This is a genomic window from Mycolicibacterium fluoranthenivorans, assembly GCF_011758805.1.
Classification (GTDB): Bacteria; Actinomycetota; Actinomycetes; order Mycobacteriales; family Mycobacteriaceae; genus Mycobacterium; species Mycobacterium fluoranthenivorans.
The window spans coordinates 624,556-643,996 of sequence record NZ_JAANOW010000003.1; the positions used below are offsets into that span (position 1 = coordinate 624,556).

At 67.0% G+C, this 19,441-nt stretch carries 23 protein-coding genes and 1 tRNA gene; 11 read left to right on the forward strand and 13 right to left on the reverse strand.

Annotation, left to right across the window (positions count from 1 at the left end; translation table 11 throughout):
* Positions 1–6: 6 nt before the first annotated feature.
* Positions 7–666, forward strand: a complete 660-nt coding sequence (locus FHU31_RS26415; RefSeq protein ID WP_167163592.1) for a TetR/AcrR family transcriptional regulator — start codon at positions 7–9, stop codon at positions 664–666.
* Here the strand turns inward: FHU31_RS26415 and FHU31_RS26420 are convergent.
* Positions 663–1,742 (reverse strand): ATP-dependent DNA ligase, encoded by a 1,080-nt coding sequence (locus FHU31_RS26420; protein WP_167163593.1) that lies wholly within the window; start codon positions 1,740–1,742, stop codon positions 663–665. The genes FHU31_RS26415 and FHU31_RS26420 overlap by 4 nt on opposite strands.
* Before the next feature lie 76 nt (positions 1,743–1,818).
* On the opposite strand from FHU31_RS26420, the gene FHU31_RS26425 reads away from it, so the two are divergent.
* From FHU31_RS26425 to FHU31_RS26445, 5 genes are all read left to right on the forward strand, one after another.
* Positions 1,819–2,463 (forward strand): MBL fold metallo-hydrolase, encoded by a 645-nt coding sequence (locus FHU31_RS26425; protein WP_167163594.1) that lies wholly within the window; start codon positions 1,819–1,821, stop codon positions 2,461–2,463.
* Positions 2,464–2,478: 15 nt separating this feature from the next.
* Entirely contained in the window at positions 2,479–3,336 is an 858-nt protein-coding gene (gene gluQRS, locus FHU31_RS26430; protein ID WP_167163595.1) for a tRNA glutamyl-Q(34) synthetase GluQRS, read from the forward strand.
* Between the two features lie 101 nt (positions 3,337–3,437).
* On the forward strand, positions 3,438–4,871 hold the full coding sequence (locus tag FHU31_RS26435) for an ABC transporter permease subunit (RefSeq protein WP_167163697.1): 1,434 nt from the start codon (positions 3,438–3,440) through the stop codon (positions 4,869–4,871).
* Between the two features lie 8 nt (positions 4,872–4,879).
* Entirely contained in the window at positions 4,880–5,635 is a 756-nt protein-coding gene (locus tag FHU31_RS26440) for an amino acid ABC transporter ATP-binding protein (protein WP_167163699.1), read from the forward strand.
* Positions 5,636–5,895: 260 nt separating this feature from the next.
* A complete protein-coding gene (locus tag FHU31_RS26445; protein ID WP_167163701.1) occupies positions 5,896–6,189 on the forward strand; it encodes a WhiB family transcriptional regulator in 294 nt (97 codons plus the stop codon).
* Here the strand turns inward: FHU31_RS26445 and FHU31_RS26450 are convergent.
* Positions 6,176–7,381, reverse strand: coding sequence for a saccharopine dehydrogenase family protein (locus FHU31_RS26450; RefSeq protein WP_167163596.1), 1,206 nt, complete (start codon positions 7,379–7,381; stop codon positions 6,176–6,178). The two genes, FHU31_RS26445 and FHU31_RS26450, sit on opposite strands and share 14 nt — an antisense overlap.
* Positions 7,382–7,577: 196 nt before the next feature.
* Between FHU31_RS26450 and FHU31_RS26455 the strand changes: the two genes are divergently transcribed.
* Positions 7,578–7,802 carry a hypothetical protein gene (locus FHU31_RS26455; RefSeq protein WP_167163597.1) on the forward strand — a complete coding sequence of 75 codons (225 nt, stop codon included), beginning with the start codon at positions 7,578–7,580 and terminating at the stop codon, positions 7,800–7,802.
* Here the strand turns inward: FHU31_RS26455 and FHU31_RS26460 are convergent.
* Positions 7,799–9,205 (reverse strand): cytochrome P450, encoded by a 1,407-nt coding sequence (locus FHU31_RS26460; protein ID WP_167163598.1) that lies wholly within the window; start codon positions 9,203–9,205, stop codon positions 7,799–7,801. The genes FHU31_RS26455 and FHU31_RS26460 overlap by 4 nt on opposite strands.
* A gap of 19 nt (positions 9,206–9,224) precedes the next feature.
* Positions 9,225–10,442 (reverse strand): tRNA guanosine(34) transglycosylase Tgt, encoded by a 1,218-nt coding sequence (tgt, locus tag FHU31_RS26465; RefSeq protein WP_409371200.1) that lies wholly within the window; start codon positions 10,440–10,442, stop codon positions 9,225–9,227.
* A gap of 83 nt (positions 10,443–10,525) precedes the next feature.
* On the opposite strand from tgt, the gene FHU31_RS26470 reads away from it, so the two are divergent.
* Both FHU31_RS26470 and FHU31_RS26475 read left to right on the forward strand, forming a co-directional pair.
* Positions 10,526–10,975, forward strand: coding sequence for a lipoprotein LpqH (locus tag FHU31_RS26470; protein ID WP_167163600.1), 450 nt, complete (start codon positions 10,526–10,528; stop codon positions 10,973–10,975).
* 135 nt (positions 10,976–11,110) lie between these two features.
* The gene (locus FHU31_RS26475; RefSeq protein WP_167163601.1) at positions 11,111–11,626 is read left to right on the forward strand and encodes a lipoprotein LpqH; all 516 of its coding nucleotides are present in this window, start codon (positions 11,111–11,113) and stop codon (positions 11,624–11,626) included.
* A 58-nt stretch (positions 11,627–11,684) separates the two neighbouring features.
* Here the strand turns inward: FHU31_RS26475 and FHU31_RS26480 are convergent, their stop codons facing one another.
* Positions 11,685–12,035, reverse strand: a complete 351-nt coding sequence (locus FHU31_RS26480) for a DUF732 domain-containing protein (protein ID WP_208411382.1) — start codon at positions 12,033–12,035, stop codon at positions 11,685–11,687.
* 357 nt (positions 12,036–12,392) lie between these two features.
* Positions 12,393–12,863, reverse strand: coding sequence for a hypothetical protein (locus FHU31_RS26485; RefSeq protein WP_167163602.1), 471 nt, complete (start codon positions 12,861–12,863; stop codon positions 12,393–12,395).
* A gap of 49 nt (positions 12,864–12,912) precedes the next feature.
* On the opposite strand from FHU31_RS26485, the gene FHU31_RS26490 reads away from it, so the two are divergent.
* On the forward strand, positions 12,913–13,995 hold the full coding sequence (locus FHU31_RS26490; protein ID WP_167163603.1) for a hypothetical protein: 1,083 nt from the start codon (positions 12,913–12,915) through the stop codon (positions 13,993–13,995).
* A 97-nt stretch (positions 13,996–14,092) separates the two neighbouring features.
* Here FHU31_RS26490 and FHU31_RS26495 read toward each other — a convergent pair.
* The 3 genes from FHU31_RS26495 to FHU31_RS26505 form a co-directional block, all read right to left on the reverse strand.
* Positions 14,093–14,183, reverse strand: a tRNA-Ser gene (locus FHU31_RS26495).
* Between the two features lie 68 nt (positions 14,184–14,251).
* Positions 14,252–14,704: a nucleoside deaminase gene (locus tag FHU31_RS26500; protein ID WP_090361791.1), complete on the reverse strand. Its 453-nt coding sequence runs from the start codon at positions 14,702–14,704 to the stop codon at positions 14,252–14,254.
* Positions 14,701–15,219 (reverse strand): tRNA adenosine deaminase-associated protein, encoded by a 519-nt coding sequence (locus FHU31_RS26505; protein WP_090361793.1) that lies wholly within the window; start codon positions 15,217–15,219, stop codon positions 14,701–14,703. Before FHU31_RS26505 ends, FHU31_RS26500 begins: the two co-directional genes overlap by 4 nt.
* 92 nt (positions 15,220–15,311) lie before the next feature.
* Here FHU31_RS26505 and FHU31_RS26510 point away from each other — a divergent pair, with 92 nt between their 5' ends.
* Entirely contained in the window at positions 15,312–16,256 is a 945-nt protein-coding gene (locus tag FHU31_RS26510; RefSeq protein WP_167163705.1) for a prephenate dehydrogenase, read from the forward strand.
* Here FHU31_RS26510 and FHU31_RS26515 read toward each other — a convergent pair.
* The 4 genes from FHU31_RS26515 to FHU31_RS26530 are packed head-to-tail and all read right to left on the reverse strand — an operon-like array spanning position 16,219 to position 19,435.
* The gene (locus FHU31_RS26515) at positions 16,219–16,836 is read right to left on the reverse strand and encodes a putative glycolipid-binding domain-containing protein (RefSeq protein ID WP_167163604.1); all 618 of its coding nucleotides are present in this window, start codon (positions 16,834–16,836) and stop codon (positions 16,219–16,221) included. The two genes, FHU31_RS26510 and FHU31_RS26515, sit on opposite strands and share 38 nt — an antisense overlap.
* Positions 16,833–17,636, reverse strand: coding sequence for an ABC transporter permease (locus FHU31_RS26520; protein ID WP_090361800.1), 804 nt, complete (start codon positions 17,634–17,636; stop codon positions 16,833–16,835). Before FHU31_RS26520 ends, FHU31_RS26515 begins: the two co-directional genes overlap by 4 nt.
* Positions 17,633–18,289, reverse strand: a complete 657-nt coding sequence (locus FHU31_RS26525; RefSeq protein ID WP_167163605.1) for an ABC transporter permease — start codon at positions 18,287–18,289, stop codon at positions 17,633–17,635. Before FHU31_RS26525 ends, FHU31_RS26520 begins: the two co-directional genes overlap by 4 nt.
* Before the next feature lie 36 nt (positions 18,290–18,325).
* A complete protein-coding gene (locus tag FHU31_RS26530) occupies positions 18,326–19,435 on the reverse strand; it encodes an ABC transporter ATP-binding protein (protein ID WP_167163606.1) in 1,110 nt (369 codons plus the stop codon).
* Positions 19,436–19,441: the final 6 nt, after the last annotated feature.

The following is a 19,441-nucleotide window of genomic DNA, read 5'->3' on the forward strand; positions in this document are numbered from 1 at the left end:
GGTCGCGTGATTGACAAACCATGCCGGGGGCTGCGCAAGGACGCGGAGCGCAATCGGCAGCGCGTCCTCGAGGCGGCGCGCGAACTGTTCGCCGAGCGCGGACTCGAAGCCACCCTCAACGACGTGGCCCACTACGCCCACGTCGGCGTGGGCACCGTCTACCGCCGATTCGCCACCAAAGAGGATCTCCTCGACGCGATCTTCGAGGACAGCATCGACCAGATCGTCAGTTTCGCCGAAGATGCTTTCCGCCATGAAGATTCCTGGGAAGGCTTCGTGTGGTTCGTCGAGCAGCTGTGTGAACTGACCGCCACCGACCGGGGCCTGCGCGAGATGGTCTACAGCAAGGCCTATGGCGGCTACCGGGTCGAGTGCGCGAAACTGCGGCTCGACCCGCCGATCTCGAAGCTGGTGGAGCGCGCCCGCAAGGACGGACACCTGCGGCCCGATATCGCGCCCACCGACATGCCGGTCATCAGCCTGCTCGCGGGCACCGTCAGCGAATGGGCCGGGCATGTCGAGCCCCAGCTGTGGCGCCGCTACGTGGCGCTGCTGCTGGACGGGATGCGTCACCGGGAGGGCCGGCCGGAGTTGGCCGTCGCCGCACTCGGTGAGGAACAGATGGACGCCGCCATGCGCGGCTGGCGTCCGGCGGGAGACTGCTAGTCCAATCCGGCAATGATGCTCTGCAGGTCGATTGCCGCGGGTTGCTCCAACTGAGCGAAGGTACAGGACCCGGGATCACGATCCGGCCGCCAGCGATTGAATTGAGCTGTGTGCCTGAATCTTTCGCCTTCCATATAGTCGTAGCGCACTTCCACCACCCACTCGGGCCGAAGCGGGACGAACGACAGATCCTTGGCCCCGCCCCCCGCGTTCCACCGGGAGCCACCCCCGTGCCGGCGCGCGAGCTCCGGGTCGGCCGCCACCTGAGCCGCCCAATTCCACGGGTGTCCATCGAACGTGGTGACCAGCGGCTGCAGTTCGGTGAGGAGCCGGCGCCTGGTGGCCATCGGGAAGGCTCCGATCACCCCGACCGATGCCAGACTCCCGTCCTCCTTGTAGAGACCCAGCAGCAGTGAGCCGACGGCATCGGTGCCGGATTTGTGCAGTCGATAGCCGGCCACCACACAATCGGCTGTGCGCTGATGTTTGATCTTGAACATCACCCGCTTGTCCGGGAGATAGCCGATCGACGCCGGTTTGGCGATGATCCCGTCCAGCCCGGCACCCTCGAACTCCGTGAACCACCGCTGCGCCGTATCGATATCGGTGGTTGCCGGGGTGAGGTGGAAACGCGGCCCGGCCTGACGCATCACTTTCTCCAGACGCGCACGGCGTTCCCCGAACGGATGCTCCATGAGGTTCTCCGCACCGACCGCCAGCAGGTCGAACGCGATGAACGAGGCCCTGGTCTTGGCGGCCAGGAGCCGGACCCGGCTGTCCGCCGGATGGATACGTTGTTGCAGCGCTTCGAAATCGAGCCCATCCTTCGTGGCGACGACGATCTCGCCGTCGAGCACGCAGTTGTCCGGTAGTTCACGTCTGGCCGCCTCGACGAGCTCCGGGAAATAGCGGGTCAGCGGCCGCTCATTGCGGCTGCCGAACACGATATCGTCGCCGTCGCGGAAGCAGATCGATCGGAAACCGTCCCACTTCGGTTCGTAGATCGCATCCGGCGGGATTGCGGCGACCGCCTTGGCCAGCATCGGCTTGATCGGCGGCACCACTGGCAAGGTCATATGCCGAACAGTAAATCACTTGACCTCAACAGAGGTTGATGTTGAAAGCTGTACTCATTCCAGTGAGGAGGCAACCATGCGACAGATCCGCGCCGACCTGTGGGAAACCAGCACAGAACGCCCGCTGCCCGGAATCTCCACCCATGCCTACCTGTGGACCGGGGGCGATACCGGCAACGTGCTGTTCTACAGCACCGATACCGACGACGATTTCGGTGAGTTCGACGCCCTCGGCGGCGTCGCACACCAGTACCTGTCGCACCGCCGCGAGGCCGGCCCGATGCTGCGCTCGATCAGCGAGCGGTATGCGGCCCAGCTGCACGCGCCGGCGGCCGAACTGCTCGATATCGGCATGCACGCTCATGTCGATGTCCCCGTCGGCAGCCGGCACGTCGACCGCAACGGTATCGAGGTGATCCCGACGCCCGGGCACTCCCCCGGCAGCACCTGCTACCTGGTGCCGGGCGCCTACGGCCAGAGTTATCTGTTCACCGGGGACACCATCGTGCAGGACGCCGACGGCACCTGGATACCGGGCTATATCCCGGCGCTCAGCGAGGCGCAGTCACTGTCGCGCAGCCTGCGGGTGCTCGCCGGTCTGCACCCGGACCTGGTGATCACCAGCGCGTACCCCGGCCGTTCCGGGGTGCACGCGCCCGGTGCGCGACGTTGGGCCGAATGCGTCGAGCAGGCCCAGGAGCGGCTGGCGCGGGTGGCGTGATCTAGGTTGGCGCTCATGACAGGAGCCGGCCGGTTCGCGCCCAGCCCGTCAGCTGACCTGCACATCGGCAATCTCCGCACGGCGATCCTGGCCTGGCTGTTCGCCCGGTCGACCGGCCGGCGCTTCCTGCTGCGGGTGGAGGATCTCGATGACCGCACGTTCAGCGATGTGGCGGCCCGCCAGGTCGCCGACCTGGCGGCCATCGGCGTGACGTGGGATGAGCCACCGGAGTACCAGACAACCCACCAGGACCGCTACGACGCCGTCATCGCCGATCTGACCGCGCGTGGTCTGGTGTACGAATGTTATTGCAGCAGAAAGGATATCCTTCAGGCGCCGCGCGCGCCGCATGCGCCCGAAGGGGCATATCCGAGCACCTGCCGGGACGCGCCTCGCCGAACGCATCCGGACCGGCCACCCGCACTACGGCTGCGCAGCGACACCTTCTCCTACACCGTCACCGACCTGCTCCATGGCGAATACACCGGATTGGTAGACGATTTCGTGCTGCGCCGCGGCGACGGGGTGCCCGCGTACAACCTCGCCGTGGTGGTCGACGACGCCGCCCAGGGTGTCGATCAGGTGGTGCGCGGTAACGACCTGTTGTCCTCGTCACCGCGGCAGGCGTATCTGGCCGCGCTGCTCGGCTTTGCGGCACCGATGTACGCGCACGTGCCGCTGGTGCTCAACGCCGAAGGCAAACGCCTGGCCAAACGCGACGGTGCGGTCACGCTCGCCGACATCGGCGTGGAGCGCGCCGTGCATGAGATCGCGGTATCGCTGGGGTTCACGGCCACCACACCGGACGGCATGCTGGACCAGTTCGACCCCGCTGCACTGCCCACCCGGCCCTGGATATATCAGCCGAGTTGAGCAGAACCCTTGGGATATTCCCAGCACGTTGCTAGGTTGCGCCGGTGAGCCTCCCCCTTCGACGACCCGGCCGGGTGCGTGCGACGCTGCTGGTGCTCGTCATGTTGGCCAGTGTGCTGGCTGCCGGTTGCGGATCCAAGAGCACCGGTGACACCCCGATCAAGTCGGCCGGCGTGCTGCGCATCGGCACCGAGGGCACCTATTCGCCGTTCAGCTACCACGACCCCGAGACCGGCGAACTGACCGGTTATGACGTCGACGTCGCCAAGGCTGTCGGCGACAAGCTGGGCGTGAAGGTCGAATTCGTCGAGACTCCGTGGGATTCGATCTTCGCCGGGCTGGCGGCCGACCGCTTCGACGTGGTGGCCAACGAGGTCACCATCAACCCGGAGCGCCAAGCCAAATACGATCTGTCGCAGCCATATTCGGTGGGCGAAGGCGTTATCGTCACGCGCGCCGGGGATGACTCCATCACCTCGCTGGCCGACTTGAAGGGAAAGACCACCGCCCAGTCCAGCACCAGCAACTGGGCCCAGGTGGCCCGCGCCGCCGGCGCCAACGTGGAATCGGTGGAAGGCTTCGCACAGGCCATCACCCTGCTCAACCAGGGCCGTATCGATGCGACCGTCAACGACAGCATCGCCGTCTATGCCTACCTCGCCGAGACCGGCGACACGTCGGTCAAGATCGCCGCCCAGACCGGCGAGAAGAGCGAACAGGGTCTCGCCGCGCGCAAGGGCAGCGGCCTGCTGCCCGAACTCAACGGCGCGCTCGACGAACTGCGTGCCGACGGCACGCTGGCCACGATCTCGCAGCGCTACCTCAAGGCCGACGCGACCGGCGCCGCGCCGGCTCCGGGTGGGCCGCAGGCCCGCTCCGGATTTCAGCTCGTCCTGGACAACCTGTGGCCGATGGCCAAGGCCGCGCTCACTGCCACGATTCCGTTGACCCTCATCAGTTTCGTGGTGGGCCTGGTCATCGCGCTGGCGGTGGCACTGGCCCGGTTGTCGTCGAACGTGGTGCTGCGCAACAGCGCCCGGTTCTACATCTCGATCATCCGCGGCACCCCGCTGCTGGTGCAGTTGGTGATCGTGTTCTACGGCCTGCCGAAGTTCGGCGTCACCCTGCCCGCCTTCACCGCCGCGGTGATCGCGTTCTCGCTCAACGTCGGCGGCTACGCCGCCGAGATCATCCGCTCCGCGATCCAGAGCATTCCCAAGGGTCAGTGGGAGGCCGCGGAGACCATCGGCCTGACCTACACCGGTGCACTACGCCGGATCATCCTGCCGCAGGCCGCCCGGGTGGCCGTGCCGCCGCTGTCCAACACGCTGATCTCGCTGGTGAAGGACACCTCGTTGGCCTCGGCCATCCTGGTCACCGAGTTGTTCCGCAAGGCACAGGAGATCGGCGCGCCGACCTTCGACTTCTTCTCGACCTATGTCGCCGCCGCCGTGTACTACTACGTGATCTGCCTGGTGCTGTCTGCCGGCCAGAATCGGCTGGAACGCCGTTTGGAAAGGTATGTGGCGCGATGACCGAAGACGTGACCGACTATCGCGTGCAGGCCGAGGGCGTCGAGAAGGCGTTCGGTGAGAACAAGGTCCTCAAAGGCGTCTCGTTCTCGGTGGCCCGTGGCACGGCAACCACCATCATCGGCCCGTCCGGCTCCGGAAAGACCACGCTGTTACGGGCGCTGGCCGCACTCGATGTGCCCGATGCGGGGGTGATTCGGGTCGGTGACCAGGAGATCGACTTCGCCAAGCCGGTCGCCAAGGACAAGCTGCGCGCGTACCGGGCGCAGAGCGGATTCGTCTTCCAGGGGCACAACCTGTTTCCGCACAAGACCGTGCTGGAGAACATCACCGAGGGGCCGGTGATCGTGCAGAAACGGCCGAAGGCCGAGGCCGAGGCCGACGCGCTCGCACTGCTCGAGCAGGTGGGTCTGGCCGCCAAACGGGATCAGTACCCGTTCGAGTTGTCCGGTGGGCAGCAGCAGCGGGTGGGCATCGCCCGGGCGCTGGCGCTGAAGCCGAAGGTGGTGTTGTTCGACGAGCCGACGTCGGCGCTGGACCCGGAGTTGGTGGGCGAGGTCCTCAGCGTGATCAGGGACCTCGCGGTCGAAGGCTGGACGCTGGTCATCGTCACGCACGAAATCCAGTTCGCCAAGCAGGTTTCCGACCAGGTGCTGTTCACCGACCAGGGCATCATCTTGGAGCAGGGGCCACCTGCCGCGGTGATCGGTGACCCTCAGGAGGAACGGACCCAGCAATTCCTCAACCGCATCCTCAACCCGTTGTGACCGCCGCGGCGGGGTAGGTGCAGCGCGACAGGTCGCTCGGCGCGGTGCCGATCTCATCGGCGAGCGCCGGAACTGACATACATCTTTGTATGTTTGTCTGGACATGCGCGCCGGAGTGGGGTTACCGTCGGTGGCGCAATGGTGATGGCGATCACGTCTCCGCACCGTCAGCACGCACCGATTCAGGAGTCTCCGATGTCCTTTTCACGCACCACGCCGCGACTCACGGTCGCCCGCACCGGCGGCAGCGCCTGGTGACGATGGGTGCCGTCACCGAGGCCGGATCGCGGGCCGTCCCACGGCTCCACGACCGGGAATGGCAGCTGCGCGCGAAATGCCGGAACGGCGACCCCAGCCTGTTCTTCCATCCTGACGGCGAACGGGGCCGGGCGCGTAAGCGCCGCCAACAGCTGGCCCGCGAGGTCTGCGCCGGCTGCCCCGTCGCACGTGAGTGCGGCGCGTATTCGATCTCGTTTCAGGAGGCCTTCGGCACCTGGGGCGGCCTGTCCGAGGACGACCGGCGACGGTACCTGGAGACCGTCAGAGCTCCTTGATACCCCACGGTGACCCGTAGGCGGTCAGTAGCTCCAGGAAGGGCACCGGGTCGAACGCCTCAGGCCCCAGCACCCCGGATCCCGACCACGTGCCGTCGGCCAGGAGTTCCAGAGCGACAACGGGATTGATCGCCGTCTGCCATACCACGCATTGATGCCCGTACTCGGCCATCGACCACTCGTTGTCCACCACGTGATACAGGTAGGTCGAGCGCGGCTGGCCGTCCGTGCCGGTGCCGGTGGCCCACAGCCCGGCGCACGTCTTGCCCGTCATCCGCGGGCCGAGGGTGGCGGGGTTGGGCAGACATGCCGCGACGACATCGCGGGGGCTGACCATCTGACCGCCGACCGACACCTTCTCCGTGCGGTCGAGTCCCAGCTTGTGCAGCGTCTTGAGCACGTCGATGAATTCGGCGCCGAGTCCGTACTTGAACGTCGCCCGCCGGCACTTGACCCAGCGCGGCATGAGCAGTACCTCTTCATGCTCGACGTTGACGCACTCGACCGGACCGATACCGTCGGGAAAGTCGAAAACCTCTGGCTCGCTGAAGGGTTCGGTGGTGAACCAGCCGCGGTCGGCCTCCCAGATGACCGGCGGGTTGAGGCACTCCTCGATGGTGGTCCAGATCGAGAACGACGGCGCGAACTCATACCCCTGCACGGTGAGATTGGAACCGTCGCGCGTGCCGAGCTCGTCGATCTCGGAGAACAGATGGTCGGCCGCGTACCGGGCGAACACGTCCGACAGGCCCGGCTCCACACCGATGCCGACCAAGGCCAGCCGGCCCGCCGCCTGCCAGTCGGCCTCGACGGCGAACTGCTCGTCGCCGAGTTTCACCCCCGGTAACTCGTAGGGCTTTTCCGGATGGCGCCGCGACAGGCTCATCGCCATATCGAGATAGTCGGCCCCACCGGCGATGGCGCCGTTGAAGATCGGCATCACGAACCGCGGGTCAACGGCGTTCATCACGTGCGTGATGCCGTGCTCGCGGACCAGATGCGCGATCGCCTCCGAGGAGCTCGCGTCGACGCGGGCTCCAATGAACCTGTCGTCGCCGATCTCGTGCGCGACCCGCCGGGCCTGAACTTCGTCGTAGTCGCACACGACGATCCGCTCGAAGAAGTCCCGTCGCGCCGCGATCGCACAGAACGCCGAACCGACACCGCCGGCGCCCACCAGAAGAATCCGCATACGGGCCATGCTAGTGCGGATTCATCGTCATTTCGCGATAGTTACGACGAAAACCATCATTAATTACTGATTGAACGACTAAAACCGCACCCGCGCGGGCTGGGGTTTACCCCCACCGAAGTGTGGGGCCACCACCGCTGTGTCCGGCGGCAGAAATCGCGAGGCTGGGTTCAGCCACCCGAAAGGACACCACCTCATGCGCACCGTTCTGCACTTTCTCGCCACCGGCCTGACCACCGCCGCGCTCGCCGGCGCCGCAACCGCGACGGCCGCGCCGTCAGGACCGCCGTGCCACCCCCTCGGCGCGGGTGCCACCGTCTGCCAGACGGCCGGTCACATCCGGGTCATCGCCACACCCACGGTCAAGGCGCCGCCGGCCCACCAGTTCAACGGCTGGATCGGTATGGTCCACCACCCCTAGCCGAGCCGAAGTGATGCCAGACCCCGCAGCGTGACATTCGGCTTGTACGCGGGTTCGGCCACCAGCTGCGCGTGCGGGAATCGCCGCGCCAGTTCGGTCAGCGCGATACGCGCCTCCAGTCGAGCCAGTGGTGCGCCGAGGCAGAAGTGCGGCCCCTTACTGAAAGACAAGTGCCGCAACCCTTCCCGGTCGGGATCGAAGGCATCCGGCCGATCGAAGGCAGCCGGGTCGCGGTTCGCGGCAGCGATCAGCAACAGGATGCTGTCGCCCTCGGGGACTGTAATAATCCCCCGGTCGCTCCGCTCCTGCCCACCGCCCACAATCCCCCGGTCGCTCCGCTCCTGCCCACCGCCCACAATCCCCCGGTCGCTCCGCTCCTGCCCGCCGTCCACAATCCCCCGGTCGCTCCGCTCCTGCCCGCCGATCTGCATGTCCGCGCCGGCGATCCGCATCACCAATTGAACCGGCGGGTCGTAGCGCAACGTCTCCTCGATGATCACGTTCGCCCGCTCCGGATCGCCCGCCAGCGCCGCCCACTGCGCCGGGGCGCGCATCATCGCCAGCACGGCATTGGCGATGAGATTGACCGTCGTCTCATGGCCGGCGATCAGTAGCAGGTCGCAGGTCGCGACGATCTCGTCGACGGTGAGCTGATCCCCGTCCTCCTCGGCTGCGATCAGCGCCGAGATCATGTCCTCCCGCGGCTCGGCGCGGCGCTTCGCGACAAGATGCCCGAGGTAATCCCGCATCCACTCGTCGGCCCGCAGCCGTTCGTCGGCGTTCGCGGAGGCCTGACCGGTCAGCGTCATGATCGGGTCGAGCCCCTGCGCCAACAGCGCCGCGGCACGGCTGAACTGCGGCTCATCGGCCAGAGGTACGCCGAGCAGCCGGCAGATCACCGCGACCGGCAGCGGATAGGCCAGGTCTGACACCACATCGAATGGGCCGCCGGGCGTCTCCTCCCCTGTCCTACGGGCGGCCACCGCGTCGAGCAGTTCGCCGACCAGCGTGTGGATCTCGGGTTCCAGCGCCCGGACCGCCTTGGGCGAGAACGCCTGCTGCGCCAAAGTACGCAGCCGGGTGTGGTCAGGCGGGTCGAGGAACAGAAAACCCGGCGTGGCCGTGCGTTGCGGCGTGATCCCTTCGGCGATCTGGCGCTGCACCACCGACGATTTCATGCCGTCGCTGCACGATGACGGATGCCGCAGCACCTCATCGCAATCCGCGAACCCCGAGAACACCACCATGCCGGTCTCGGGCAGCACCATGGGCCCCAGCTCGCGAATCCGCGCGAACACCGGGTATGGGTCGGCGCGAACCGCCGGGTCGAGTATCTGGACCAGCTGCGCCTGCGCTGCGGTCTGATCTCCCGTCGCTGCGCTCGCCCCTGCGCCAGTCGTCATGCCCTTATTGTACGTGCGTCTAAGAAGGCTGCCGGGCCGTTGCGTAGTACCGACCGAGGACGTGTTCGCGCAGCTCATCGAACTCACCGGCGGTGATCGCCGCACGGATCTGATCGACCAGCCGGATGGTGAAGCGCTCGTTGTGGATGGTGCACAGCGTCGAGGCCAGCATCTCCTTGGCCTTGAACAAGTGGTGGATATAGGCACGGGTGTAGTGCGCGCAGGTGTAGCAATCGCACTCGTCGTCGATCGGGGTGAAATCTCTGCGGTACCGCGCGCCGGTGATGTTGTACCGGCCGTGCACCGAGTACACCGCCGCGTTGCGGGCCACCCGAGACGGGGAGACGCAGTCGAAGGTGTCCGCGCCCGCAGCCACCGCGGCGAACAGGTCGTCGGGCTCGCTGATCCCGAGCAGGTGCCGGGGCTTGTCATCGGGCAGTTCACTGGTGACCCATCCGACGATGGTGGCCAGGTTCTGCTTCTCCAGCGCGCCACCGATGCCGTAGCCGTCGAATCCGCGACCGTCCTCATCGAGGAGGGAGACCAGACCGCGCGTCGCCTCCCGCCGCAGATCCTCGTACTGCGCCCCTTGCACCACCCCGAACAGCGCTTGGCGCGGCTTGTCCGCGCGTTCCAGGGTGAGCTTGCGATGCTCGGCCAGGCAGCGCACCGCCCAGTCGTGCGTGCGCCGCACCGACTGCTCCTGGTATCCGCGGGTGTTGACCAGGGTGGTCAGTTCGTCGAAGGCGAAGATGATGTCGGCCCCGAGTTGATGCTGGATCCCGATCGACACCTCAGGGGTGAACCGGTGCGTCGAGCCGTCCTTGTGCGACCGGAAAGTGACGCCGTCTTCGTCGACATGGGCCAGCCGCTCCTTACCCTCGGCGATGATGTCGTCGGCCTGCACCCGTGTCGCATCCATGGCGAGCACCTTCTTGAACCCGACGCCGAGCGAGAGCACCTGAAACCCGCCGCTGTCGGTGAAAGTGGGGCCCGACCAGTTCATGAACGCACCCAAACCGCCCGCCTCGTCCACGATATCGGGCCCCGGCTGCAGATACAGATGGTAGGCGTTCGCCAGAATCGCCTGCGCTCCAATCTCTTTCATGGCTTCGGGCAGCACGGCCTTCACGGTGGCCGCCGTGCCGACGGCGATGAACGCCGGGGTATGGATATCGCCGTGCGGAGTGTGGATGACGCCGACCCGGCCCGCTCGCCCGGCCAGCTCTGCCCGCACCTCGAAATACTGCTCGCTCACGCGAACATTCAATCAACCGCGAAGTCCCCGTGCTCGGGCGCTCTCGGTCGTAGATTCATCACATGAGGTTGAGATCGCTGGCCAGCATCGCAGCGCTGGCGGCCGCCGCGGCCACCTCCGCCGCATGCTCGTCGGGCCCGCACACCGCCGCACCGCCCCCGGGCTCACTGGCGTCCGGCACCGCCGAGATCACGATCGACGGCCGCGATGCCGGCACCACCCATGCCGTCAGCTGTTCGCCGGCCGGCTTCCTGACCACCATCACCACCGGCGACGACGGCTCCGGTGTGAGCGCGCTGGTGTCCAACGGAGACGAACTCAAGGCGGAATCGGTCAGCTTCCGCAATGTGGGTGGATTCACCGGTAGCTACAACGCCGGACTCGGCGAACCTGGCGCCACCGTCAGCATGACCGGACGGACCTATGACATCTCCGGAACGGCCCAGGGGTTTCGCACCGACAACGCAAGCTTCGCCACCCAGAGCCGTTTCACCGTGAAGGTGGCCTGCTGAACTGCGGTTTACCTGCAGATGATCGGCAGTCAAGTATTTCGCTCATAACGGCGTCTGTGCGTCCGCTGAGCACCATACTGCTCTGGGATCATCAGGCGGTCTTGAACCGGATCGCACAACAGAAGGAGATCAGTGGTGAAGCGTGAACTCGTGGTCGCCCTGGGCGGTGCGGCAATCGTCATCGCCGGGCTGTCCGGCTGTTCCTCGGATGACAAGAAGTCGAGCAGCTCATCCAGCTCGGAGAAGTCCACCTCCTCGGCGTCCGCCACCGCGACCGCAACGGAGTCCCCCACCGCAGCCGCGGGCTCGGGCGCCACCAAGGTCACCATCGACGGTGCCGATCAGGCCGTGAACGGCTCGGTCGTCTGCGCCACCATGGGCGGCAACGTCAACATCGCGATCGGCGAGGCCGCCACCGGTATCGCCGCGGTACTCAGCGACGGCGACTCCCCGACCGTCACCTCGGTGGGCCTGGGCAACGTCAACGGCGTCACCCTGGGCTACCAGTCCGGCGCCGGCCAGGGTGAGGCGAAGGCCGAGAAGGACGGCAAGACCTACAAGATCAGCGGCACCGCCACCGGTATCGACATGGCCAACCCCATGACCCCGGTGAACAAGCCCTTCACGATCGAGGTCACTTGCCCCAACTGACCTGAGAGCACGACGACGGCGGCGTCCCGAGCGGGGACGCCGCCGTTGTCGTCTGCGTTCAGGCGGGAACGGTGTAACCGCCGGCGGACTGGCGCAACTGCCAGATCTGCGCCGGGCACAACTCATTGACGGCCTGATTGATCAGGTAGGCGCCCTGGTAGTAATCCGAGCTGTTGAAGTCCGACTTCACCTGTTCGACGAGTTGACCGTAGGGCATCAGGCCCGCCACCCGGTCGCAGATGGTCTGGCCGTAGGCGATGGCCGCATCAGGACCGGCGAAGTTATAGCCGGGCCGTACCGTCACGTTCACCAGGTACGCGACCGCGTCGGCGTGGGCCACCGGAGCGGCCACTCCCGCCAGGCCCGCGGCGAGCGCGCCCGCGACTACCAATCCCCGCAATGACCTCATGGCCTCAACCATAAACCCGAAGGATGACGGCCGGGGCCGGATACCGATCAGGGACGCGTGCGGCGCTGATGCCGGCGCAAACGGGCCAGCAACACCCGCCGGTGCACCTCGAAGGACAACGACAACGGGTCCCGCCACGCTCCGGGCTTCTTCACGTTGTTGGCCATAGTGACTCCACTGTCGCACACGAGATACCGCCAATCCGATTGGCGCGCGCAGTATTTGACAAATGTCACTACCAAGGAGAACAGCCGGTTAACACTGCTCGACGCCGTCGACACCCGCGCGTTACGTACGCTAATTGACGTATCCGTCGATGCAAATCTGGGAAACCACCCCGCTCCCACTTGACACCTGTCACGATCGAGCCAGGCGGGTGTGAGAAGGAGAGTCGGGCGTGCGGCAATTATCGAGGTGGGTCAGTGTCGGCCTGTTGACCGCGGGAGTGTCAGCCGGCTTGCTGACGGGCGCGGGCGTGGCGACGGCGGACAGCGGTTCACCTGCGCCGTCGGGGTCCGCTACATCCTCGTCCGGTAGTGCCGAGGGATCGGGTACCGGCACCGGCACCTCCGCGACCGACACCCCCGGCGCCACCACCTCCGGATCGACCGACAAGGCCGAACCCGCCTCGAACGCCGGCACGACCTCCGAGGCGAACGATCCCCCGAAGAAGAAAAAGAAGAAGAGGTCGACCTCTGCCGGCTCTGGCACGTCGGCCACCGATAATTCAGCCACCCGATCCGACACCGGGCCCAAATCCCAGTCGGCCGGCACCGGGGAGGCGCCCGCCGCGGCCAAGACTGCCGAGCCCACTGCCGCCGCTGCCATCAGGTCCGTCGCACCGACCGCGGAAGCACCGACACCGAACACTTCGTCTTTGCGACTTGCTCAGGCGCCTGTCACCGCCAAGACCGCGCCCACCGCGGTCAACCCGGTCAAGGTGATCGCCAGGGCCGTCACCGGCCTGGTCAACAGCGTCGGGTCCGCCATCATCAACGCGGTCCAGGCGCTGGAGAAGTTCGTCACCGGCCCGCCGATACTGCCCGCGGGAAGCACGGTCACGGTCCGCACCTCCACGATCCTGTTGACGAATGGGCAACGCGTACAGGCCAATTGGTACTACCCAGAGCCGGACCCGGACACCGGGGCACCGCCCGAGCAGATGATCCTGCTCCAGCATGGGTTCTTCGCGCTCGCTCCGATGTACAGCTATACCGCGGCCAACCTCGCCGAGCGCACCAACAGCGTCGTGGTCACCCCGACGCTGTCCTCGAACTTCTTCGCCGGCGACGATCGCTGGCTGGGCGGTGCCGGGATGGCCGCACAGATCGCCGACCTTTTCACTGGGAACCGCGAAGCGCTCACCCAGAGCGCGATCGCGGCCGGGTACGCCACCCGGTACGGCCTGGATCCCGCTACAGCGGCGCTGCCGCAGAAGTTCGCACTGGCGGGTCATTCGGCGGGCGGCGGCCTGGTCGCCGGAGCGGCCGGCGACCTGGCTACGAACGGCGCGGCGAAGGACCTGGTCGGGGTGATCCTGCTGGACGGGGTCCCCACCGGCAACACCCTGCGCGATGCGCTCACGAAACTCGACACCTACCAGGCCGACGGCGGCCAATACATCCCCATCCGCGTGATCGGCGCCCCGCCGAATCTGTTCAACTTCATCAGTACCGAGAATCAGACCTTGTCGGCCGCGCGACCCGGTCAGTTCAACGGGGTGGTCCTCTCCGGTGGCGTGCATATGGACTCGATGCAGGGCGGTAACCCGATCATCCAGTTCGCGGCCCAGTTACTCGCTGGGTTCCCGCAGCCCCAGAATCCGCCCGCGGTGCAAGACTTGATGACCGACTGGATGACCGCATGGTTCGCGGGCGCCGACGAGGGCCCCGTACCGGTGCCCGGAACCGTCATCGACATCGACACCCCCAAAGGCACGGCACACGGCCGGGTGATCTGAGCCGCGGTTTCCGACGTTTCGGTGGCTTCCAGCACGTTTCGACCACCGAAACGTCGGAAACCAAGAACGGACCCAACCGAAGCTGGGTCCGTTTACTTGGCGGTGGCGGAGGGATTTGAACCCTCGGACGGGGGTTACCCGTCACACGCTTTCGAGGCGTGCTCCTTAGGCCGCTCGGACACGCCACCGGGAGGCAGCTTACCGGCCGAGCGCGTTTGCCCCTAATCGCGTCGATTTCTCCCTCAAGGCGGCGCGGCTAGCGCTGGCGCGCGAAGAACTCCTCCAGCGGCGCCGCGCACTCGGCGGCCAGCACCCCCCCACGCACCTGGGGCCGGTGGGTCAGCCGGCGATCCCGGACCACGTCCCACAATGATCCGACCGCCCCGGTCTTGGGTTCCCACGCCCCGAACACCAGCAGGCCGACCCGGGCCATCACGATCGCGCCGGCGCACATGGTGCAGGGCTCGACCGTCACCGCGAGCGTGCAGTTCTCCAGACGCCAGCCGTCCCCCAGCCGGGCCGCCGCTGCGCGCAGGGCCAGGATCTCGGCGTGGGCGGTGGGATCGCCGAGCTCCTCACGTGCATTGGCCGCGCGGGCCAACTCCGTCCCGTCCGGTCCGTAGACCACTGCGCCGATCGGCACATCGCGCGGACCAGCCAACCGTGCGGCGGCCAGGGCCTCCCGGATCAGGGACTGATCGGAGCTCACCGACCGATTTTGTCGAGCACCGCGGACAGCTCGGAGTCGAAGCCCATCCGCTCGGCGATCGCGCTGATCTGCTCGTCGATCTCCATGTCGATATCGGCGACGATCACCCCGAGCACCCCCTCTGGCAGCCCGATATCGGACAGCACGCCCAGATCGCCCTCTTCGAACGGGTCCTGGTCCTCGAGGTCCTCGTCATCGATGTCGGCGTCCAACTTGTCCAGCACTTCCGCAGCAATGTCATAGTCCAGCGCCGCGGTGGCGTCCGAAAGCAACAGCCGGGTGCCGGCCGGCGCCGGCCGCACGATGACGAAGAACTCGTCGTCGACGTCGATCAGGCCGAAAACAGCACCCGCGCTCCGCAATTCGCGCAGCTCCGTCTCAGCCGCGGACAAGCTGCTCAGCGCCGCCCGCCGCATCGGCGTACAACGCCACTTGCCGTCCTCACGGACGACCGCAACCCCGAACCCCTCGGGGTGCTCGGCAGCTTCCCGCGCCGGCGCACGCTGTGCTCCCATTGCCCTAACGCTAGTCGCAGACCAGGGGCTTTGACCACCTAATGACCGGCACCCGGTCGGTATGCCAACCTTGACCGGTGACCGACACACCGGTGTGCGTGCTGGGACTGGGTTTGATCGGCGGTTCCCTGATGCGTGCCGCACAGGCCGCCGGCAGGGACGTCTTCGGCTACAACCGATCCCTCGACGGCGTGGCGGCGGCCCGGCTCGACGGCTTCGACGCCACCGCCACCCTGGATCAGGCATTGGCCCGCGCCGCCGAGTCCGACGCCGTGATCGTCCTGGCCGTCCCGATGCCCGCACTGCCCGTGATGCTGGAGCACATCCGTCGCGTCGCCCCAGACTGCGCGCTCACCGACGTGACCAGCGTCAAGGGCGCCGTGCTGCGTGAGGTCGAGGCGCATGGACTGCGGTCGCGGTTCGTCGGCGGACACCCCATGACCGGCACCGCCCACTCCGGTTGGGCGGCGGGCAGCCAGGAACTCTTCGCCGGCACCGCGTGGGTCGTCAGCGTCGACGACGACGTCGATGCGCTGGTGTTCGCCGACGTGATGAACCTGGCCCTGGACTGCCGGGCGTTCGTGGTGCCGGCCCGCTCCGATGAACACGACGCCGCGGCGGCCGCCATCTCGCACCTACCGCATCTGCTCGCCGAAGCGTTGGCCGTCACCGCGGGTGACGTGCCGCTGGCCTTCGCGCTGGCGGCAGGGTCCTTCCGGGACGGCACCCGGGTCGCGGCCACGGCCCCCGAGTTGGTGCGCGCCATGTGCGAGGCCAACTCCGAGGAGTTGTTGGCCACGCTGGACCGCACTCTGGGCCTGCTCACACAGGCCAGGAACCATCTGGCGGCCCACACCTCGGTGGCCGATCTGGTCGATGCCGGGCATGCCGCGCGCATCCGCTACGACAGCTTCAGCCGTCCCGACATCCTGCACGTCACCGTCGGCGCCGAGAACTGGCGGGAAGAACTGGCCGCCGCAGGTCGGGCGGGTGGAGTGATCAGATCCGCTCTGCCAGTCCGGGGTAATCGAGGATGAACCCGTCGGAGTCCACCGTGATGGTGGTCTCCGCGATCGGGGACTTCAGGCTGATCCCGCCCGCCACGCTGGTGTAGCTGATCGTCTCCGGTTCCACCGACAACTCCGGCAGCCGGACATAGACCACCGGCAGGCTCAGCGTTTCGGCCCGCTGATGCAAGCCGGTGCGCCGGATCGGCAGCGCATTGAAGAACGGGCTGAACACCGCGTCGACATCCAACGCCCCGTCGAAGGCGGCCCGCCTGGTCTGGTTCTGGTGGTCCTGCACCAACCACATGTTCTCCTCGTCGCGCGCGATGGAGAGCTGGCGTTCCCGCTCGGCGAGGGTCATGGTCACCGAGAGCCGCTTGGTGGCCCCGGATTCGTCGGTGACCAGGTCATAGGAGGCACTGAACGCCGGATGTGACTCCGTGGCGGCCGCGACGATCCGGCCGTAGGCCTTTATGCGGTTCCCGGACAGCTGAACCCGCACCGACTCCATCCGGCGCAGGTCATGGGCACGCCAGGTGAGAACGGCCGGCCACGCACTGTCCGGCGTCTCAGCGGTCTCGGTGCCTGATTGAGAGGCTGCGTCAGTCACCTCTCTACCGTAGGCGACGGACCCCCGGCTTCGTAGCCGCGTTCCGAAGTCGCCCCAGAAACCGACTTTTCCCCGTCGTTTCGCTCGCCCCTGACCTCGAGAGCCACTTCGTCGTCGATCAGCGGCTGCGGGAAACGCCGCCAGCGGTCACCGCCCGGCTGCGACAACCACACCGCGAAGGCCAGCGCCGCGTCCAGGATCAGCGCCAGCGCGGTGACCATCAGGGCGCCCACCAGGGCGATGTGGAACTGCCGCACCTTGATGCCGTCGATCAGATACCGGCCCAGCCCGCCCAGGCTGGCGTACGCCGCGACGGTGGCGGTGGCTACGATCTGCAGGGTGGCGGTGCGCAGGCCGCTCAGGATCAGCGGCAGGGCGTTGGGTACCTCGACCCGCAACAGCACCTGGCGTTCGGTCATCCCCATGGACCGGGCCGCGTCGACGACGCTCGCGTCCACATTGGCGATACCCGCGTAGGTGCCGGCCAGCAGCGGCGGAATGCCGAGCAGCATCAGCGCGACCGTGGGCGGGATCAGCCCGAGACCCCACAACAGCACCCCGAGCAGAAGCACACCGAGGGTGGGCAGGGCGCGCAGCGCGTTGACGCCGGTGACGACCAGGAAGGTGCCCCGGCCGGTATGCCCGATGAGCAGGCCGACCGGCACGGCGACGAGCACCGAGAACAGCACCGCGATCACCGTGTACTGCAGATGTTCTGCGATCCGGATGCCCAGCCCGGCATGACCGGACCAGTTCGCGGCGGTGAAGATGTAGGACAGCGCCTGCTGCAGGAAGTTCACCGGGCACCTACCTTGGCGCTGGAGGCTTTGACCCACGGAGTCACGGCCCTGCCGGCCAACAGGATCAGCGCGTCGATCACCACCGCCAGCACGAAGATCGCGATGATGCCCGCCATGATCTGCCCGCTCTTGTTAGCTTGATAGCCCTCGGTGAACCAGGTGCCCAGCCCGCCGATGCCGATCACCGACCCGACGGACACCATCGAGATATTGGTCACCGCGACCACCCGGAGGCTGGCGATGAGTACGGGGATCGCCAGTGGCAGTTCCACTTTGACGATGCGGACGAACGGCCGGTAGCCGATGGCGGTGGCCGCGTCCAGTACGTCGGCCGGAACCGCGTCCAGCGCCTCCGGCACGGCCCGCACCAGCAGCGCCGTGGTGTAGAGCGTGAGCGCGACCAGGACGTTGGCCTCGTCCAGGATGCGAGTCGGGATGATCAGCGGCAGCGCCACGAACAGGGCCAGGGACGGGATGGTGAAGATGATGCTGGCGATCACCGTGATGACCCGGCGCGGCACCGTGGTGCGCTGCACGAGCGCGCCGATCGGCACCGCGATGAGCAACCCCAGCACGATCGGCACCAGCGACAGTCGCAGGTGGATCAGCGTGAGCGCCCACGCCTTGTCCAGATGGGTCAGCAGATACGTCACGTCTACCCGTTCGCTCCGCAGGCTTCGCTCATACCGCTACCCGACCTTCGGTACGCGACGCTGACGCTTGAGGGCCGCCAGCACATCGTCGGCCTCGATACCGCCCAGCAGCCGCCCTTCGTCGTCGACGGCCACGCCCAGACCCGACGGGGAGGACAACGCGGCATCCAGCGCCAGCCGCAGCGACCCGTCCGGTCGGAAGAAGGACCCGCCGCCGATCGTGCTGTCGTACAACGCACTTCCGCGGCGGTGCACCTCGACACCTTCGGCGTTGATCCACGCGAAGGGCCGGCCGTCGGCGCGGATCACCAGCGCCCATTCATCGGGAGCCAGTTGCTGCGCATCGATCTCGGATTCGGCGACCTGACGGATGTCGTGTAGCGGCAGCCCGGTCGCCGCGAAGAACTGCAGGCCGCGGTAACCGCGGTCGGCCCCGACAAAGCCGGATACCAGCTCGTTGGCCGGATTCGACAGCACGAACGCCGGATCGGCGTACTGCTGCAGCACCCCGCCCCGGCCGAACACCGCCACCTTGTCCCCGAGCTTGACCGCCTCGTCGATATCGTGGGTGACGAACACGATGGTCTTACGCAATTCGCTTTGCAGCCGCAGGATTTCGGTCTGCAACTCTTCACGTACGACCGGGTCGACGGCACTGAACGGCTCGTCCATCAGCAGGATGGGTGGGTCGGCGGCCAGCGCCCTGGCCACCCCCACCCGCTGCTGCTGACCGCCCGACAATTGCGCCGGATAGCGGCCGGCCAGCTTGGGGTCCAGCCCCACCCGTTCCAGCACCTCGAGAGCGGCTCTTCGTGCGGCACGGCGTGTTTCGCCTTTGAGTACGGGCACGGTGGCGACATTGTCGATGACCCGCTGATGTGGCATCAACCCGGCGCTCTGAATGACGTAGCCGATACCGAGGCGCAGCTTGACCGGATCGACTTTCGTCACGTCGTTCCCGTCGACGGTGAGCGTGCCCGACGTGGGTTCGATCATCCGGTTGATCATCCGCATCGACGTGGTCTTGCCGCAGCCCGACGGTCCGACGAACGCGGCAAGCGTGCCCTCGGGAATGTCGAGGGTGAGGTCGTCGACGGCGACGGTCCCATCCGGGTACGTCTTGGTGACGTTGGTGAACGTGATCATCGGCTA

Bases quoted from the DNA above. Each gene is read 5' to 3' on its own strand.
- FHU31_RS26445 (WP_167163701.1), top strand. From the start codon at position 5,896: ATGGGTGCCGTCACCGAGGCCGGATCGCGGGCCGTCCCACGGCTCCAC.
- FHU31_RS26485 (WP_167163602.1), bottom strand. From the start codon at position 12,863: ATGGCAGCGGCGGCAGTGGGCTCGGCAGTCTTGGCCGCGGCGGGCGCC.
- FHU31_RS26505 (WP_090361793.1), bottom strand. From the start codon at position 15,219: ATGGGAGCACAGCGTGCGCCGGCGCGGGAAGCTGCCGAGCACCCCGAG.
- FHU31_RS26455 (WP_167163597.1), top strand. From the start codon at position 7,578: ATGCGCACCGTTCTGCACTTTCTCGCCACCGGCCTGACCACCGCCGCG.
- FHU31_RS26480 (WP_208411382.1), bottom strand. From the start codon at position 12,035: ATGAGGTCATTGCGGGGATTGGTAGTCGCGGGCGCGCTCGCCGCGGGC.
- gluQRS (WP_167163595.1), top strand. From the start codon at position 2,479: ATGACAGGAGCCGGCCGGTTCGCGCCCAGCCCGTCAGCTGACCTGCAC.
- FHU31_RS26425 (WP_167163594.1), top strand. From the start codon at position 1,819: ATGCGACAGATCCGCGCCGACCTGTGGGAAACCAGCACAGAACGCCCG.
- FHU31_RS26435 (WP_167163697.1), top strand. From the start codon at position 3,438: ATGTTGGCCAGTGTGCTGGCTGCCGGTTGCGGATCCAAGAGCACCGGT.
- FHU31_RS26420 (WP_167163593.1), bottom strand. From the start codon at position 1,742: ATGACCTTGCCAGTGGTGCCGCCGATCAAGCCGATGCTGGCCAAGGCG.
- FHU31_RS26530 (WP_167163606.1), bottom strand. From the start codon at position 19,435: ATGATCACGTTCACCAACGTCACCAAGACGTACCCGGATGGGACCGTC.
- FHU31_RS26460 (WP_167163598.1), bottom strand. From the start codon at position 9,205: ATGACGACTGGCGCAGGGGCGAGCGCAGCGACGGGAGATCAGACCGCA.
- FHU31_RS26470 (WP_167163600.1), top strand. From the start codon at position 10,526: ATGAGGTTGAGATCGCTGGCCAGCATCGCAGCGCTGGCGGCCGCCGCG.
- FHU31_RS26450 (WP_167163596.1), bottom strand. From the start codon at position 7,381: ATGCGGATTCTTCTGGTGGGCGCCGGCGGTGTCGGTTCGGCGTTCTGT.